The following is a 17,473-nucleotide window of genomic DNA, read 5'->3' as shown; positions in this document are numbered from 1 at the left end:
TCGTCGTCAAAGACCCTGCAACTTGCCTGCGCGCGTCTACGCAAACGGCGCAAGCTGGTATTGGGTCGTTCCACGCACGAACAAATGGGTTCGGCTGTGCAAGATCGCCGAGGGCGAAACGACCATGCTGGCGCGGCTCGTCGTCGAGCGCCGCAAATACGAAGCACCGCCCGGCACCGGGGACGCGGGTCCGTTGATCGATCGCTACATAGAGGAAAAAGGCCCGACGCTGAAGTCGCAAAAATCGTGGGCGCGCACCGGCCGCTACGCCCGCAATGCGCTGCGCGATGCGAATGTCGCCGACATCGAGCCCGGTGACATCAGCGACGTCCTTGCGTTCTGGGACGAGAAGTTGACAATGCAGAACCACGTCCGATCCTTCCTGTCTGGGTTCTTCTTCTGGTGCGTGAAAAAGCGGCACACGAAAACCAATCCGGTGCGCGACATCAAGATCAAGACCCCGCCGCGGCGCGGTGTGTACATCACTGATGAGCACTTCGCGGCGATCCGCAAGCAGTTGGCGCACTTCGAGCAAAAGAGCAACACGAGAGCGAAGGAAGGGACCTTCGTCCGCAATGGCCGGATGATGCAGTGCTTTGTCGACCTCTGCTACCTAACTGCACAGCGCTCGACGGAAATTCGCACGCTGAAGTGGTCACAGATTGACCGCGCGGCGGGAGTGATCCACTTCCTGCCCAGCAAGACCGCCGACAGCAGCGGAGTCACCGTCGACTTCGCCATCACGCCGGAAATCGACGCCGTGCTCGCCCGCATCCGCGAGATCGATCAGCAGCCCCGCATCGGCGACGCGTATGTGATTCACAACCGCAAATTCGAGCCTTACAAACCCGAAGCGCTTCTCGCCGCCTGGACGCGCGCGGCGACAAAGGCCGGACTGGCGGCCAAGCGATACACGATTAAGGACATCCGGGCAAAGGCGCTAACAGACGCGAAACGCGCTGGATACGAGACGAAGGAATTGATGGTGGCGGCGGGACATACGCGGGAAGCGACGACGCACATTTACTTCAAAAAGCTCGATATTCCAATCAGCCACGTTCGGCTGACGATCCCTAAATCCGGCTGACCCGCTCCTAATATTTTGATGTTGGCTTTGCTCTCAGCCGCATCCCGTCGTGCTCATTTGTCGAGCATTTACTTAGGAGACAACTCGCGGAATCGGACGCCTATCAAGCGAGACTAAGACTTTGAGCGGGCTGATGGACGGTCAGCATGAGGTATTTGTTGGCTTTCGACCGGAGGCCTTGTCTGGCGGGAGTGTAGCGCGTCGGAATTCCGCGATCCTGATTTCCCAACAGGGCCATTCCTTATATTTCGCGATGCCGGTGCGCATAGCCGCATATCGACGGCGCGCCGAAATCGGCCTTACTCGCGGTCAAGCAGACGCGTAAAAACTGCCGAGTGCGTGTCTCATCTGCGCCACAAAACAACATTCTTCGACACCGAGACCAATTGCTACGGCGCTGTTTTTTCACGGTTTTAAGTCGGTTCATATAAAATCCGTCCGACGAAAAATTACAAGAATTTGCCCGAGGAAACATGCTGAAGCCCCTTACGTCGCTCAGATTCATCGCAGCCGCAGCGGTAGTTTTTGCTCACTTCGGCTACCCGTACGAGACCGGCGGTTTGGCCGTAGGGTTCTTCTTCCTGCTCTCCGGCTTTATCCTCGCGCACAACTACGCCGACAAGTTCGAAAGCCTGACGGTCGGATCGGTCGCGAAATTGTGGGCGCTGCGCGTCGCCCGTATCTGGCCGCTGCACCTGTTTATGTTCGCCGCGGTCGTGCCGCTGATCTGGATTCGTGGCACGCAATACACAGACTGGCAAACGCTGGCAAACGTGTTCCTGCTACACGCGTGGTATCCAGACGGCGCGAACATCTTCTCCTACAACGGCGTGTCGTGGTCGATCTCGGACGAGTTGTTCTTCTATATCTCGCTTCCGTTCCTGCTGTTCGCCTTCAACCGTTTCGGCGTGAGTCGCAGCGCGACGCGCGCGGCATTGGCGGGGATCGCGGCATTCGCCTGCCTGTTCCTGATCGCGCTGTTGCTGCGAACGAAGATGCAAGCGTTTTCGTTCGACTGGTGGCTCATGATGGTATCGCCCTACGTCCGGATATTTGATTTCATCATCGGTCTGAGCCTCGGGCTGTTGTTCAATCGCCTGCAAGGCATGGGCGATCGGTGGTTCGATGCCGCGCTGTTCACCGCGCTGGAAATCGCGTCGCTCTGGTTTCTCGTCGTGCTGTACCGGTCTACGTGGCACAAGTGGCCGACGCTCGCGAACAGCGCCTACTATCAGCCGGCAATGGTCGCGATCATTTTCGTGTTCGCATTCCAGCGCGGGCTGCTGTCGAAGATGCTTTCGAACCGGCCGATGATGCATCTGGGCGAGATCAGTTTCGCGCTCTACATGGTGCATCAACCGATCATGTACTACGCTGATCACTTCATCGGACCCACGATAATGATCGCCAAGGACATCAGCCACATATGGGGGCAGGTGCTGCTATCGGTGCTGATGCTCGCGATCGCGGATTGCGCCTATCGATATATCGAGGTTCCATCTAGGAACGCCGTGCGGGCACTGATATCAGAACGGCGCGCCTCGGCGCAAACATCTCCCGGAGCGACAATCCCCGGCTAGGTGACGGCCTTTACGCGGAGTGCAGCTAAACCTTCAGTTAGAATCGGATAGCCAAGTTGAAAGCCTGGGGCCCCAATGAAAGGCATCAGAAAACAACACCCGCTTGATGATCAAACCGTCGAATCCATCCGCGAGCAGATGGAGGGGCCGATAGACGGAGCCCACAACATCAGTCTGCTCTCACCACTGAGCACCGTTCAGCGCGAATACTTCGCTATGAAGTCGAAGACGGTCGTTCTGTATATGGGCGATGAAGTCAGCTTATTGCTGGCCAGAGAAGAAGAAGCCGCGCTGCGTGCGATGCCAAACGGTTACACGATCGAGCAACTGAACGGCCTGAACGTAGGTTGCGGCGCCAGGACGATTTCGCCATATTTGCTTCCGATCGATATTGCTCGTATGCCCCCATCGGATCAGGCAAGCGGTGCTCACCAGGCATCGACCGCCTCCGCTGTGTTGGCAATGCCCGATAATCTCCCGTTCAAACCGGATTCCGTCGATTTCATCGTCTCCCTCCACATGCTCGAACATGTGGCGAATCCGGAGGAAATCATCAGCTACTGGCTGAGCTTGGTTAAGCCAGGCGGCGGGGTCGGGGTCGTTGTTCCGGACTGGCGCTATACCTGGGACTCGCGCAACGATCACGCGCCATTGAGCCACAAGTGGAATCCGACACCCAGTCTGATCGAGGGTATGTACGAAAAGCACTGGAAAAGACTCGCGAAGCTCGAGCACATCGACACATACGCGATGAAAATGTCTTTCGACTTCGTTCTGCGCAAGCCGGGGGTTTTCGTACCTTTTCAACCACCATCACCGTCGACCGTTCGATCCGGTTACGAATTGAATCAGAGCGGCGCGTTCATATCTGATGCGTCCTACGGCACCGACGCGAATAGGACGTCGATGCGCCGTTTGAAGAATTCAATCAAACGACGCATCAAGCAGCTTCTGATCTGATACGGCGCGCGCGGACGAATCTTGCGGCGGCCATGGTACCGACTGAGAAGGACGCCGCGCCGATAAGGTAGACAGTCGTCGTCGATCTTTTCTTAGGTATCAATTTCGCAGAAGCGAAGCCCACCAAGGGACACAAAAGCATCTGGTCTTCGATGCACGGTCAGCATGCTTTGGCTCTTGCTCATGTCCGAGATGCCACCCGCGGTACGCCCCTTGCATGAGTGAACTTATGCGTGCTTCGGCGTCGAAAGGATAAGGCCCTTTCTTGAAGGACACGCAACGATTTCTAGCACACAACGAAAAAGGAGAAGTCGATGACGTTGATCATCTACCTGGTAGGCTGGCTGATTCTGATCGGAGGGGTATCGTGGGCGCTCGTCGCGATGCACGTCGCGCAGCATACGATCATGATCGTCGCCGTCATCATGCTGGGCATCGCCGTCATCACGGGCGCGACGCGGGCGCGCAACCGCGACCGGTCGTAAGAAACACGGGCCGCCCGTCAGCGGCGGCCCCGAACGCCTCACATCACCACGCGCGCGCCAACTGCGTCCTGTATCAGCGCGACGAGTTCGTCGGGATGCACGGGTTTCGTCATGAAATGCTGGAAACCTTCGCCGATGCTTCGTAATCGGTATTCGTCGCCGCCGTGTCCCGTCAGCGCGATCGCCACGGACGGCGGCAGATTGCCGCGTATTTCGTGATCCCGCAAACGTTGGATGAGATAGAAACCGTCCATCTCGGGTAGATCGAGATCGCAGATCACCGCATCGGGAAGATGCTCGATCGCGGCTTGCGCGCCGTCTTCGGCGTCGGCCACCGCGACTACGTCCGCACCTTCTTCTTCCAGCAACATCTGCAGTGATGCCCTGCTCTCGGGATCGTCCTCGATGAGCACGATCCGCATATGCCCCAGTCTTGCCACTTCGTTCATGATGTTCTTTTCTGCTGCCAAAAAACGGAATTCTCGCGACGGGTCTCCATCCTCTCGCCGCCGCGCACGCTGTTGCGCGCATTGATCGACACGAAAACGCGGCGGGAATTCCGCACGCACCGTAATTTATGTCGCGTGTGCGCCGGTGCGGAACGCCTCGCGGTTTTTGAGCGGCGCCAACGCGAAGATTTTGCCCGGTCGCCGCGAGCCAGAGCGAGCAAAAAGCGGACCGACTTGCATTCGCTGCCGGGAAACCCGCATGGGACGGGCATTCCGGCCGAGGCGCGCCGCACGAAACCGCAACCGGAACGCACGACCGTGTATTTTTTGCGCGAGCCGTGCCCCTGTTTTCCCGTCAGACGTTTGCTTCTCGCGCGGAATCGGGGCGCGACGCCCCTGACATGCCCGCTTGCAACAGCGCCCGATATTCGCTCGGCGTGATGCCGACCGTCGCCTTGAACTGGCGCGTAAAGGCGCTGTGATCGGTGTAGCCGCATAGCGCGGCGACATCGGTGACTTTTCCGTTCGAGACGAGCAGCGCAGTGGCTGCGTCGAGGCGCGTCTTCAGCAACACCTGACGCGGCGTCAGATGAAAGACCTTGTGAAAATACCGCTCCAGTTGCGCGATCGACATGTTCGCCATCTGCGCGAGCTGCCGCATATTGAGCGGCTGCACGTAGTTCTCCTGGATGTGCTGCACGACCGCCGCAAGCCGGCTGTAGGCGGGATGCGTGCCTTCGGCGGCCTGCAAGTCGCGCGATATTCCCGCGAGCCCGACGATATTGCCCTGCGTGTCATGGAGCGGCTGCTTGCACGTCATGCACCAGCCAGGCTCCCGCCCCGGATACAGATGCAATTCGAGCTGGTCGATCAACTGATGTCCCTGCGCGATGATCGCCTGATCCTGCGCCGTGTAGATGCGTCCGAAGCGCCGCGGGAACACGTCCTCCGCCGTCTTGCCGAGGAGCGCCGATTTGTCGTCCTTGTGGCCGCAGCGGCGCGCGAGCGTGCGATTGACCATCGCGTAGCGCGCCTCGCGATCTTTCACGAAGAACACGATGTCGGGCATCGCGTCGAACACCGGCGCGAGCAGCGCGAAATGCGCGAGCATGTCCGAGAGCGTCGACGCCGGAGGTTGCGCGATCGGCGCGGTGTTCGTCATGAGGCCTGTCGTGCTCGTCATGCGTAAGGAGGTCGGTTGCGTCCTGATCGGTCAGGCAACCGATTATAGAAGCGCGCATGCGCGGACGAAATTCGCGCTGGCCCCACTATGAAACGGGCGTTTCGGCGCTCTCGCGCGCGGCGATCAGCGTATCGATGCGAACCGGCGCGAATGGCGGGCGCGCCGCCGTACACGGCCATCCGAAATAGACAGCAGCCGCCTCGCCGCAAATGCGCCCCTGACACGGCCCCATGCCGCAACGTGTCTGGAGCTTCGCCTCGCGCCAGTTCGCGTGCGCGGCGACTTCGCCGATCGACACGTCCTCGCAGCGGCACAACACGGTGTCCGGCGACGGCATCGCGCGGGCGTCGGCGCCGAGTTCGAACGCGTGCGCCACGCGCCGGGCGAAGGCACGCCAGCGATCGCGCTCGCGCACGAGACGCGCATCGGCGGCGATACCGAGCGCCGCGTGCGCCGCGAGCGCGCCTTCGACGCTCGCCAGTTCCATCCCGCCGATGCCCGTGCATTCGCCCGCCGCGAAGACGTCTTCCAGCGACGTGCGCTGCAAATCGTCGACGTGAATCGCGCCGTCGCGTTCGTCTGTCGAGCAGCCGAGCGCGAGCGCCAGCGTCACGTTCGGCACGAGGCCGTATCCGCACGCGACGCGATCCGCTACGAGCGTTTCTTCGCGCCCGCGCACGCGAATCGTGACCGCGTCCACGCGCGCGCTTCCATGCGCCCTCACGACGACACCGCCTGGTCGATAGCACGCGACCCCGAGCCCGACGGCCTGAGCCAGCTTTGCCGGTGTCAGCGCAAGAGACGCGACAAAGCGCGCGACACGCGCCGGTGACGCCTGTTCGACCACCGCGACGACCTGCGCCCCGTGACGGCGCGCGGTATCGGCGGCGGCGAGCAGAAGCGGCCCGCTGCCCGCGACGACGATGCGCTCGCCGCGCACCGGCATTCCACCCTTCACGAGCGCCTGCAGGCCGCCCGCGCCCGTCACGCCGGGCAGGGTCCAGCCGTCGAAGGGCAGCAGCCGCTCGCGCGCGCCCGTTGCGAGGATGAGCTTCGAATACGCGAGCACGAGCGGCGCGCCGTCGCGTTCGAGCAAGAGCCGTTTGCTGCCGGGCGCGGCGGCGACCTTCGTCCCGTTCATGCCGACGAAGTTTTCAAGCGAGCGCGTTTCATCGAGCCACTGGCGAAGTTGCGCGGCGGGCGCGAGCGTCGGCCCTTGCCGCCAGATCTGACCGCCGGGGCGCGGATTGTCGTCGATGAGCGCGACGCGTGCGCCCGCTCGCGCCGCTATGCGCGCCGCCTTCAGACCCGCCGGCCCCGCGCCGACGACCGCGATATCGACCTGTTCGACCTTCATCGCATCGTCTCGATGGAAAGACCGTCACGACACAGCGTCTGACAGCCGAGCACATGCGCGCGGCCATCGACCGTCACGCGGCATTCGTGACACACGCCCATGCCGCATAGCGCGGCGCGCGGCTCGCCGGTGACGGAGCGCCGCGTGCCGCCGACGCCGCGCATGGCGACGGCGGCCGCGACGGTCGTGAACGCGGGCACGGTGAGCGGCTCGCCGTCGATGACCACGCGCACGCGCTCATCCATCGGCGTGCTCCCGTGCGAATCGTTGCGGTGAGAAAGCGTGCATGTCGGGCATATCGAACGGAGCCGGCTCGCCGAGCATCTGCGCGGCGATGAGCTTTGCCGTACCGAGCGACGTCGTCACGCCGAGCCCTTCGTGACCCGCCGCGAGCCACAGCCGGTCGCCCGGGAAACGCGCGGGGCCGATCAGCGGCAGGCCGTCGGGCGTCGCGGCACGAAAACCGGTCCATGCGCGGATCGCGTTGAGCGCGCCGATGCCTGGCAGATAACGCGTCGCGCGCGCGAGCATGGCGCCGAGCACGTCGATCTCGACAGCCGGATCGCGCGTGCCGAACTGGCGCGACGAGCCGATCAGCACCTGCCCCGTCGGACGCGGCTGCGCATTGAACGCGACCGACGTGCCGCGCGCGTGATGCGCGCTCTTGATGTAGCCGAGTTCCAGCACCTGATGATGGATCGTGCCGGGATAGCGATCGGTAACGAGCAAATGCCCTTTCTTCACTTCGAGCGGCACGTCCCCGATCAGATCCGGCACCGCCAGCCCGTTTGCGATGACGACCTGGGAGGCCGTGCGCCGGTCGCCGTTCGCAAGCGTGACGACGGCATGCGCGTCGCCGGCGTCGACGGCACGAACCGCGCAGCCGGTCGATACACGGATGCGCGTCGAGCGCGTCAGAAGCCATTGCGCCGCGGCGGGCGCGTACACGATCGCGTCGTCGTCGATCAGCAATCCGCCTTGCATCGCGTGGCTCACCGCCGGCTCCGCCTCGCGCAGCGCGGCGCGATCGAGCATGTGCGCACGCACGCCCGCCGCCGCGAAGGCATCGCGCATCGAACGGGCGGCGTCGAGCTCTTCGTCGTCTTCGGCGATCCAGAGCGTGCCGCAACGCGAAAACGCCTCGCGCCCGCGCAGTTCGGCGCCCAGTGCGAGCCACAGTTCTCGCGAAGCACGTGCCAATGCGAGCTCGGCGTGCGAATCGTTCATCACGACGACGTGGCCCATGCCCGCCGCCGTCGCGCCGCCACCGATGCCGCGCGCTTCCAGCACCTCGACCGTCATGCCGCGCAGCGCGAGCTCCGCGGCGCACGCCGCCCCGACGATTCCGCCGCCGACGACGATGACGTCCGCCTTCATGCGATGCCGAGCTTGAACGGATCGCGCTCGTCGAAGACGAGACGCCCTTCGCCCATGATGTGCGCGTAGCCGGTGATCGTCGGGACGAGCGCGTCGCCGTCGATTGCATAGCTGCCCTCGAACACGCTGCCGATAATGCTCTCCTGACGCCAGACTTCGCCCGGCGCGAGCGCGTCTTCCGCCGCGAGGCACGCGAGCTTGGCGCTGGTGCCGGTGCCGCACGGCGAGCGATCGTAAGCGCTGCCCGGACACAGCACGAAATTGCGACTGTCCACGCCCGCGACGGGCGAATCCGCGAAAAGCTCGATATGGTCGATGTACGCGCCATCCGCACCCGTGATGCCCTGCGCGTGCAGGGCATCGCGGATCGCATCGGTGAACGCGGTCAGCCCGGCGATGCGCGCGGGCTCGAGTTCGCGCCCGTGATCCGCGGCGAGAAAGAACCAGTTGCCGCCCCACGCGACATCGCCGGTGAGCGTGCCGTGGCCGGGCACATCGACCGTCACCGCGCGCCGATGCCGATACGCCGGCACGTTGCGCACGCTGACGCTGCCGTTCGCGTTGAGCGTGGCATCGACGGGACCGACGGGCGTATCGATCCGGTGCCGCCCCGCCGCTATCTTTCCCGCATGCGCGAGCGACGCGACGAGCCCGATCGTGCCGTGCCCGCACATGCCGAGATAGCCGACGTTGTTGAAGAAGATGACGCCCGCCGCGGCGGAAGGATCGTCGGGCTCGCACAGGAGCGCACCCACCATCACGTCCGAGCCGCGTGGTTCGGTGACGATGGCGCGCCGCCAGTCGTCGAAGCGCGTGCGGAACGCGTCGAGCCGTTGCGCGAGGGAGCCGCCGCCCAGATCCGGGCCGCCCGCGATCACGAGGCGCGTCGGCTCGCCGCCCGTATGCGAGTCGATGATGTCGATGGTTTTCATGCCGCCTATCCTAAAAACGCGCGCGACCGGCGTCTTGAAGCGGCTGGATCGTTTTCATGACGATATCGGCACAGGCGGATACCGCGTCGGCACGCCCGCCGCGCCGCACTTTCGCAGCGAAACGGCTATGCCGAAATCGGCACGCGGCGCGCGCGAAACACGCAAGACGCCCGCTTTTTCGGTGCTTACACTGCGTACCGTTCAATCACTTTCGGAGCGCTGCCGTGACGCATATCTGGGAAGGCGTGATGCCCGCCGTGACCACCAAGTTCAACGCCGATTTCAGCATAGACCGCGCGTTGACCGCGAAAAATGTCGACGCGCAGATCGAAGCCGGCGTGGACGGCATCATCGTGTGCGGATCGCTCGGCGAAGCATCGACCTTATCGCTCGACGAAAAGCTCGACGTGCTCGACATCGCCGTGGACGCCGCGCGCGGCCGCGTGCCGGTGCTGCTGACGATCGCGGAAAACAGCACGCTCGACGGCTGCCGCCAGGCCGAGCGCGCTGCGCGCCACGGCGCGGCCGGCTACATGGTGCTGCCGGGCTTGCGCTATCTGTCAGACCGGCGCGAGACGCTCAATCATTTCCGCATGGTCGCCGACGCGAGCCCGTTGCCGCTCATGGTCTACAACAATCCGCTCGCGTACGGTGTCGATGTCACCCCGAAGATGTTCGCCGAGCTCGCCGAAGACAAAAAGTTTGCGGCGATCAAGGAATCGAGCGGCGACGTGCGCCGAATCACGGATCTCATCAACGAAACGGGTGATCGTTATGCGCTTTTCTGCGGCGTCGATAATCTCGCGATGGAAGCGATGCTGATGGGCGCGCACGGCTGGGTCGCAGGCCTCGTGTGCGCGTTCCCGCGCGAGACGGTGGCGATCTACAAGCTGATTCGCGCCGGACGGTTCGAGGAAGCGCGCGCGATCTATCGCTGGTTCGCGCCGCTGCTCGCGCTCGATGTATCGCACAAGCTCGTGCAGAACATCAAGCTGGCCGAGGCGATCGTCGGATTGGGCACGGAGCCGGTGCGCCCCCCGCGTCTGCCGCTCGCGGGCGAGGAGCGCAAGGAAATCGAGGCATTGATTCGGCGCGGCGTCGAGACGCGCCCCGCGCTGCCGGCAGTTTGAGGCGAAGCAAAAACGAAAATGCCGTCCTCGCGACGGCATTATTTTTTGGACGGCGACTTCAGGCCGCGATCTGCGCAGCGGCGGGACCGACCAGGCCGCCGCGCGAATCTTCGCCTTCATCGTAGAGATGCAGCAGGCGATAGCCGCTCTTGTACACCGGCTGCAAACGGAAGTTGTTGACCGGCTCGATTTCGAGCGCGAGGCGCAGGCGCGAAACGTGGCTGTCGATGGTACGCGTGGTTTCGCGGAATTCGCGGCCCCAGACCATCGCGAAAATATGATCGCGCGACAGCACGCGGCCGATATTCGAGAAGAAAAGCTGCGCCAGGCGGAATTGCGTGCCGCTCAGTTGCACCGGCTTGCCGCGCACGGTCACGATTTGCTGGCGGGCGTCGAAGCGGTACGGGCCGACTTCGAGGCACGCGGTCGATGTCGCGGGATACGCACGGCGCAACAGCGCTTCGACGCGCGCACCGAACTCGCCCGGCCGGATGGGATAAACGATGTAATCGTCCGCGCCTGCGGTCAGTGCGCAGACCACGTTGTGCTCGGCGCCGTCGGGCGTCGCGAACATGACCGGCACGCGCTCGCCGAAGCTCGAGCGCACGGATTTCAGCAGGTCGAGCCCGCAGAGGCCCGTGGAATTCCAGTCGAGAATCAGCAGATCGACCGTCGAGCGGGACAGCGCTTTCGACAGCACGAGGCCGTCGCCAAACGTCACGCACGTATGGCCGAGTCGTTTGACGACATCGCTGATGAGATTTCGATAACTTGGGTCGGTTTGCAAAACGGCGACGCGCATGGTGTCTTACCTGATGAGTCCAAGGGACATGGGGCGGATGCCGTACTGCAGGCGACCGCCGGGCGTCTCGTCGCGGGATGAGACGGGGATAATCAAGCTGCGCATTCTGGGCAGCGGGACGACCCTTTCCCATCGGACTCATCCGAATTGTCAACGCATGTGACTGTGCAGCGTTTCGGTCGCCGTTCGTCTCGTGCGCGCAACCGTCTCGAAAATAGAACGGCTTTTCCCTTTTTCGCCGGCTTTCATCCTGTAACATGCCGCGTCTGGCTCAAAAGTTCCCGCTTCCGCCGTTTTACCGAGACGTCGCGTAGCAAGCTGCGCCGCGGCTGTCCGTCGCGTCGCGCAGCGCGGATGACGGGCGGCGGCTTTCGACTCCGCGCCCGCTGACGCCCGGCCCGGATCGTTGCCGTTCCGTGCCCCGGCCTTCGCTTCGCGTCCACCCGGCGCGTTTGTCACTCCCGCAGGGCGAAGCCTCGTCCTACCGCGCGTCATGCGTGGCTTTTTCACTCACGGGTCCCTTTTTCCGATGCAGGCAACACCTCTGTCCGACGCCCCTCGCGCGGCCGGCCGTGCGCTCACGCGCGGCGACTACAAGACGCTCACGCTGGCCGCGCTCGGCGGCGCGCTCGAGTTCTACGACTTCATCATTTTTGTGTTCTTCGCGCCGGTCATCGGCCAACTGTTCTTTCCGCCGTCGATTCCCGACTGGCTGCGTCAGTTGCAGACTTTCGGCATCTTTGCGGCCGGTTATCTCGCGCGTCCGCTCGGCGGGATCGTCATGGCGCACTTCGGCGATCTGCTCGGCCGCAAGCGCATGTTCACGCTTTCCGTGCTGCTGATGTCCGTGCCGACGCTCCTGATGGGCCTGTTGCCGACGTACGCGTCGATCGGCCTGATGGCGCCCGTGCTGCTGCTCCTGTTTCGCGTGATGCAGGGCGCGGCGGTCGGCGGCGAAGTGCCGGGCGCGTGGGTGTTCGTCTCCGAGCACGTGCCGGGCCGCCATATCGGCTATGCGTGCGGCACGCTTACGGCCGGTCTGACGGCCGGGATCCTGCTCGGCTCGCTGATCGCCACGGCGATCAACAAGTCGTTCGCGCCTGCCGAAGTCGCCGATTTCGCATGGCGTCTGCCGTTCCTGCTCGGCGGCCTGTTCGGCCTGTGCTCCGTCTATCTGCGCCGCTGGCTGCATGAAACGCCGGTGTTCGCCGAGTTGCAGAAGCGCAAGTCGCTCGCGGCGGAGATTCCGCTCAAGGCGGTGCTGCGCGACCACGGCCGCGCGGTGATCGTTTCGATGCTGCTCACGTGGATGCTCTCGGCGGCGATCGTCGTCGTTATTTTGATGACGCCCACCTTGCTGCAGAAGCAATTCCACATCGCGCCGGCGACGGTGCTCGTCGCGAACTGCGCGGCGACGCTCTGCCTCACGATCGGCTGCGTGATCGCGGGCGCGATCGCGGGCCGCATCGGCGCGGGCAAGACGATCTTCATCGGCGGCGTGGCGCTCGCGGTGTCGTACTGGCTGATGTTCCGGCAGGTCGCCGTCGATGCCTCCGTGCTGCTGCCGTGGTACGCGCTCACGGGCTTTTTCGTCGGCGTGATCGGCGCGATTCCGTTCGTGATGGTGAAGGCCTTCCCGCCCGCCGTGCGCTTCTCGGGCATCTCGTTCTCGTACAACGTCGCGTACGCGGTGTTCGGCGGACTCACGCCGATCGTCGTCTCGCTGATGATGAAATCGAGCCCGATGGCGCCCGCGCTCTACGTCGGCGCACTGTGCGCGCTCGGCGCGCTGACGACGCTCTTCTTCAAGGAAGCCCGCTGATTCAGCGTTGACATCGCTGCAAAAAATGGCGCGCCGCTCTCCCGGCGCGCCATTTTCATTCGACTTTCACGTTTCAGGCGAGGCCGAAACATCGAACGCGCGACGCGCCTACGATAGACGGCATGAACGCGAACCCTTCCTCATCCGGCACGCATCTGTCCGCGCGACAGATCCTCGTCGTCACGGCGACCAGCGTCGCCTTCGTCGTCTCTCAGCTCGATGTCTCGATCGTCAATGTCGCGCTCGCGAGCATCGGACACGATCTGCGCGCGAGTGTCGCGAGCCTGCAATGGACCGTCGACAGCTACGCGCTCGCCTTTGCCGCGCTCATGCTCTCCGCGGTCTCGCTCGGCGACCGCTTCGGCGCGCGGCGCATGTTCCTCGGCGGCCTCGCGCTCTTTGCGCTTGCGTCGCTCGCGTGCGCCTTTTCGCGCGATGCGACGGAGCTGATCGCCGCGCGCGCCCTGCAAGGCATCGGCGCGGCGGGCATGCTGCCGAACTCGCTCGCGCTCCTGAACGCGGCATGCGGCCATGACCGGCGCTTGCGCGCGCGTGCGGTCGGCTTGTGGACGGCGGCGGGCGCGGTGTCGATCGCGGCGGGCCCGATCGTCGGCGGCGTGCTGATCGCGGCGTTCGGCTGGCGCAGCATCTTCTGGGTCAATCTGCCGATCTGCGCGGCGGGCATTGCGGCGACGCTCGCGTGGGTCGGGAAGACGCGCGCGAAAGATGCCTGGCATGCGCGCGGCGTCGATCTGCCCGGCCAGGCGCTCGCGATCGTCGCGCTTGCGGCGCTCGTCGGCGCGGTGATCGAACTGCGTCCGCTCGGCGCGGCGCATCCGCTCGTGACCGGCGGACTCGTGCTCGCCCTGGCGGCGGGCGGCGGGTTCATCGCGGTCGAACGCAGAAGCCGCGCGCCGATGCTGCCGCTCTCGCTCTTCGCCGAGCGCACGTTCAGCGCGGCCGTCGTCTTCGGTATCGGCGTGAATCTTACCTATTATGGAATGGTGTTCGTTTTGAGCCTGTACTTGCAGCGCGTGCTCGGGCACACGCCCTTGCAAACCGGTCTCGCGTTCCTACCGCTGACGGGCGGCTTCCTGATCTCGAACCTGGCGAGCGGCCCCGTGGTCGCGCGCTTCGGCTCGCGCGGTCCGATGATCGGCGGCGCGCTTCTGGACGCCGCGGGCTTCGCCGCGCTCGCCTTCGTCGATGCGACGACGCCCACGGCCGCGCTCTTCGTGCCGTTCCTGCTGATTCCGTCCGGCATGGGCCTCGCGGTCCCGGCGATGACGACCGCGTTGCTCGGCACCGTCGGCCACGAGCGCGCCGGCACGGCGTCGGCGGTCCTCAACACGGCGCGGCAGGCGGCGGGCTCGATCGGCGTCGCGGCGTTCGGCGCGCTCGCGGCGCACGGCGACGGCGCGGCGAACGCGCAACATATCGTCGATGCGGTGCGCTCGTCGGCGTGGATTTCCGTGGCGCTCCTGCTGGGCGCGGCGCTGATCGCGCGTCATGTGAACAATCCGGCGAGCGCGAAACGGGAAGCCGCGACACCCGCGTGCGGTGCGCTTCCCGAAGAGGCGGAATGAGGACGGGCGGCGGCAGGTACGTCCGTTGCGAACTTCGGCCGAAGCACGCTGAAAAACCGAGAGCGCGCGCCGATCCATCACTCGAAGGAAGATTCAGGAGATCACCATGTCGACGATGCCTCGCTCCCCCGAAGAGCCGCTCGAACCGGACCCGGACAAGCTGCTCGACCCGGACGCCCCGCCGAACCCCGACGACCCGGACATGCCCGATGGACCCGATTCCGCCACGCCGATGGTGCCCGCCGATCCGAAGAACGGCGAGCCGCGCATGTGAGCCGCTCAACAGCCAATGGGCGCGCACACGAAGCAATGCCCGCGCGGCCGCAAAAGCCGCGCGGGCATTCTTCTGTGGACTGGGCTGAAACGCTACAGGCTCGTCGTCTGCACGGTGCCGGTTTCCAGCGCGCGCTCGATCAGCGCTTCCTGCTGCGCCTTGCGCACGGCATCGGCGACGAGCGTATCGGGCGCTTCGACTTCCGCCTTGATCGCGCCGATGATGCCTTCAGCTTCGACGATCACGAGCGACTCCGCCGAATCCGCGCGGCTGATGATGACGCGCGCCGGTCCGCCGCCTTCCGCGATGCTCGCGCAGAACTGCATCTTTTGCCCGCCGATTACCTGCTCGAATGTTTGAATCATCGCTGCCTTCCGCGTTGGTTGGACAAAAGCTGACACAGGCTGCGCACCGTGCGGCGCGCAGCCTGCCTTTTCATTGATCCGCGCACGTTCACTAGGTTCAATTCTGTAAGCATGCGGACGGCGGCGCAAGTTCAGCGTCTTGCATCATCGAGTTTTCGAAGGACGGCGGCGGTGGCGTCGTCGGCGGGAAAGAATGCCTCGATCGCCAACTCGGACAGCGTGATATCGACCGGCGTGCCGAAGACCGTCGTCGTGCTGAAGAACGACAGCACGCCGTATTGCGTACGCATGCGCAACGGCACGACGACCGGGTCGGTTTCCGCCCGCGCCGCGTGCCCGGCATGGGCAGGCGCGGGATACGCCTCGAGTTCCGCGAAGAGCGCGGCAAGCGTCGCATCGCCCGAGACGTCGATCTGCCGGCGCAACCGGGCAAGCAGATGCGCACGCCACTCGTGCCAGTTGTCGATGACATCGGCAAGGCCTTGCGGATGCATCGACAGGCGAAGCACGTTCACCGGCGGCGCGAGCCGTTGCGCATGCGCCGATGCGACGAGCGGTGCGAAAGCCGCGTTGGCCGCGACCATCGTCCAGTGACGATCGACGGCGAGCGCCGGATACGGCTCGTGCCCCTTCAACACGAGATCGACCGCGCGCCGCGCGGCGGCGAGTTGCGGATCGGCCAGCGCGTGCTCGCGATACAACGGCGCATAACCGGCCGCGACGAGCAGCGTGTTGCGCGCGCGCAGCGGCACGTCCAGTCGCTCGGCGAGGCGCATGAGCATTTCGCGGCTCGGCAGCGAGCGGCCCGATTCGACGAAGCTCAGATGGCGCGTGGACACATCGGCGACGCCCGCGAGATCGAGCTGGCTCATGCGTCGGCGCTGCCGCCATTCGCGCAACAGTGTGCCGACGCTCGATTGGACGTCGGCGCGTGCGAGGGTCGAGTTCATGTCGCCGATGTTAGACGAAGCGCGTGCATCGAATCCATTACCTGCGGCGTAATCGCGATGTTCGGTTTCTGTCCGCAGACGAACGAGCGCAAGTTTTACTGCGCAAACATTTGCGCAGAAGAAATTGCGCGCCTCCCCTTAATGTCTTGCTAATAAAAGCCGATAAGCTCCTCAACAAGCGAACAATGCGTCGCGAGCCGTGCGCGCCTCGATCCGGGCACGCACGGCCCGCGGCGCCGGACATCTGCGGAGAAATCATGTTTGTCATCATCGGATGGGTCCTGGTCATCGGCTCGGTGATCGGGAGTTTTATCGGCGTGGGCGGTCACCTCGCCGCCCTCGTGCAACCGTTCGAGCTGCTGTGTATTTTCGGCGCGGCCATCGGCGCGTTCGTCGTATCGAATCCGACGGCCACGCTCAAGAAGACCCTGCAAGCCATCCCGAAGGCCTTCAAGGGCGGCGGATACACCAAGGAGAAATACCTCGCCCTGATCGCGCTGCTTTACGAGCTGCTCCAAAAGGCGCGCAAGGAAGGAATGATGGCGCTCGAAGCCGATGTCGACGCGCCCGAGTCCAGCCCGCTCTTTCAGAAGTATGAGCACGTGATGGCCGATCATCATCTTCTCGACTTCATCGTCGACTATCTGCGCATGATGTCGGCGGGCAACGTCAACGCGCTCGAAATGCAGGATCTGATGGACGAGGAGCTGGAAACGCATCACACGGAAAGCTCGGTCGCGGCCAATGCTATCCAGAAGATGGCGGACGGCCTGCCTGCGTTCGGCATCGTCGCGGCGGTGATGGGCGTCGTGCACACGATGGGCTCGGTCGGCGCCGCGCCCGCGGTGCTCGGCGAGATGATCGCGGGCGCGCTCGTCGGCACGTTCCTCGGCATTCTGCTGGCCTATGGCTTCATCGGCCCGCTCGCGGATCTGCTCAACGCCAAGGGCGCGGCTGAAGCGAAGCCGTTCCAGTGCGTGAAGTCCGTGCTGCTCGCATCGATGAACGGCTATGCGCCGACGATAGCTGTCGAGTTCGGCCGCAAGGTGCTCTTCACCGCCGACCGTCCGAGCTTCAAGGAACTCGACGACGCGGTGCGCGCAACCAAGATGCCGAAGTCGGCTTCGTAACGTC

The 17,473-nt window shown here is 64.4% G+C and carries 18 protein-coding genes; 9 read left to right on the top strand and 9 right to left on the bottom strand.

Annotation, left to right across the window (positions count from 1 at the left end):
• Positions 1–22 precede the first annotated feature (22 nt).
• The 4 genes from NCS58_RS16450 (at position 23) to NCS58_RS16435 (ending at position 4,112) form a co-directional block, all read left to right on the top strand.
• Complete coding sequence (locus NCS58_RS16450; protein ID WP_250538660.1) at positions 23–1,087, top strand: tyrosine-type recombinase/integrase; 1,065 nt, start codon at positions 23–25, stop codon at positions 1,085–1,087.
• Between the two features lie 473 nt (positions 1,088–1,560).
• Positions 1,561–2,667 (top strand): acyltransferase, encoded by a 1,107-nt coding sequence (locus NCS58_RS16445; protein ID WP_061115939.1) that lies wholly within the window; start codon positions 1,561–1,563, stop codon positions 2,665–2,667.
• 75 nt (positions 2,668–2,742) lie between these two features.
• Positions 2,743–3,627, top strand: coding sequence for a methyltransferase domain-containing protein (locus tag NCS58_RS16440; RefSeq protein ID WP_061115940.1), 885 nt, complete (start codon positions 2,743–2,745; stop codon positions 3,625–3,627).
• Between the two features lie 314 nt (positions 3,628–3,941).
• On the top strand, positions 3,942–4,112 hold the full coding sequence (locus NCS58_RS16435) for a hypothetical protein (protein WP_250477356.1): 171 nt from the start codon (positions 3,942–3,944) through the stop codon (positions 4,110–4,112).
• A gap of 38 nt (positions 4,113–4,150) precedes the next feature.
• Here the strand turns inward: NCS58_RS16435 and NCS58_RS16430 are convergent, their stop codons facing one another.
• From NCS58_RS16430 to NCS58_RS16405, 6 genes are all read right to left on the bottom strand, one after another.
• Positions 4,151–4,561: a response regulator gene (locus tag NCS58_RS16430; protein ID WP_409219290.1), complete on the bottom strand. Its 411-nt coding sequence runs from the start codon at positions 4,559–4,561 to the stop codon at positions 4,151–4,153.
• Between the two features lie 355 nt (positions 4,562–4,916).
• A complete protein-coding gene (locus tag NCS58_RS16425) occupies positions 4,917–5,723 on the bottom strand; it encodes an AraC family transcriptional regulator (RefSeq protein ID WP_061116109.1) in 807 nt (268 codons plus the stop codon).
• A 106-nt stretch (positions 5,724–5,829) separates the two neighbouring features.
• Positions 5,830–7,101, bottom strand: coding sequence for an FAD/NAD(P)-binding oxidoreductase (locus NCS58_RS16420; protein WP_061115942.1), 1,272 nt, complete (start codon positions 7,099–7,101; stop codon positions 5,830–5,832).
• A complete protein-coding gene (locus NCS58_RS16415) occupies positions 7,098–7,346 on the bottom strand; it encodes a 2Fe-2S iron-sulfur cluster-binding protein (protein WP_061115943.1) in 249 nt (82 codons plus the stop codon). The genes NCS58_RS16420 and NCS58_RS16415 overlap by 4 nt, the downstream gene beginning before the upstream one ends.
• Positions 7,339–8,478, bottom strand: a complete 1,140-nt coding sequence (locus NCS58_RS16410) for an FAD-binding oxidoreductase (RefSeq protein WP_250538659.1) — start codon at positions 8,476–8,478, stop codon at positions 7,339–7,341. The genes NCS58_RS16415 and NCS58_RS16410 overlap by 8 nt, the downstream gene beginning before the upstream one ends.
• A complete protein-coding gene (locus tag NCS58_RS16405; protein ID WP_061115945.1) occupies positions 8,475–9,419 on the bottom strand; it encodes a 4-hydroxyproline epimerase in 945 nt (314 codons plus the stop codon). The genes NCS58_RS16410 and NCS58_RS16405 overlap by 4 nt, the downstream gene beginning before the upstream one ends.
• A 215-nt stretch (positions 9,420–9,634) precedes the next feature.
• Between NCS58_RS16405 and NCS58_RS16400 the strand changes: the two genes are divergently transcribed.
• Positions 9,635–10,540: a dihydrodipicolinate synthase family protein gene (locus NCS58_RS16400; RefSeq protein ID WP_061115946.1), complete on the top strand. Its 906-nt coding sequence runs from the start codon at positions 9,635–9,637 to the stop codon at positions 10,538–10,540.
• 58 nt (positions 10,541–10,598) lie between these two features.
• On the opposite strand, the gene NCS58_RS16395 is transcribed toward NCS58_RS16400, so the two are convergent.
• Entirely contained in the window at positions 10,599–11,342 is a 744-nt protein-coding gene (locus NCS58_RS16395) for a response regulator transcription factor (protein WP_061115947.1), read from the bottom strand.
• Between the two features lie 529 nt (positions 11,343–11,871).
• Here NCS58_RS16395 and NCS58_RS16390 point away from each other — a divergent pair.
• The 3 genes from NCS58_RS16390 to NCS58_RS16380 all read left to right on the top strand — a co-directional run bounded on the left by NCS58_RS16390 (position 11,872) and on the right by NCS58_RS16380 (position 15,024).
• Positions 11,872–13,164 carry an MFS transporter gene (locus NCS58_RS16390; protein WP_061115948.1) on the top strand — a complete coding sequence of 431 codons (1,293 nt, stop codon included), beginning with the start codon at positions 11,872–11,874 and terminating at the stop codon, positions 13,162–13,164.
• Positions 13,165–13,286: 122 nt separating this feature from the next.
• The gene (locus tag NCS58_RS16385) at positions 13,287–14,750 is read left to right on the top strand and encodes an MFS transporter (protein ID WP_250538658.1); all 1,464 of its coding nucleotides are present in this window, start codon (positions 13,287–13,289) and stop codon (positions 14,748–14,750) included.
• 106 nt (positions 14,751–14,856) lie between these two features.
• On the top strand, positions 14,857–15,024 hold the full coding sequence (locus NCS58_RS16380) for a hypothetical protein (RefSeq protein ID WP_156903131.1): 168 nt from the start codon (positions 14,857–14,859) through the stop codon (positions 15,022–15,024).
• A 92-nt stretch (positions 15,025–15,116) separates the two neighbouring features.
• Here NCS58_RS16380 and NCS58_RS16375 read toward each other — a convergent pair whose 3' ends face one another.
• Positions 15,117–15,389 (bottom strand): hypothetical protein, encoded by a 273-nt coding sequence (locus NCS58_RS16375; RefSeq protein ID WP_061115950.1) that lies wholly within the window; start codon positions 15,387–15,389, stop codon positions 15,117–15,119.
• Between the two features lie 131 nt (positions 15,390–15,520).
• The gene (locus tag NCS58_RS16370) at positions 15,521–16,339 is read right to left on the bottom strand and encodes a helix-turn-helix domain-containing protein (protein ID WP_250538657.1); all 819 of its coding nucleotides are present in this window, start codon (positions 16,337–16,339) and stop codon (positions 15,521–15,523) included.
• 257 nt (positions 16,340–16,596) lie between these two features.
• Here NCS58_RS16370 and motA point away from each other — a divergent pair, with 257 nt between their 5' ends.
• Complete coding sequence (gene motA, locus NCS58_RS16365) at positions 16,597–17,469, top strand: flagellar motor stator protein MotA (RefSeq protein WP_061115951.1); 873 nt, start codon at positions 16,597–16,599, stop codon at positions 17,467–17,469.
• Positions 17,470–17,473: the final 4 nt, after the last annotated feature.

Source organism: Caballeronia sp. INML3B, from assembly GCF_023631305.1.
In the GTDB taxonomy this organism is placed as follows: domain Bacteria; phylum Pseudomonadota; class Gammaproteobacteria; order Burkholderiales; family Burkholderiaceae; genus Caballeronia; species Caballeronia turbans.
This window is presented reverse-complemented; position numbering and strand designations above follow the sequence as displayed.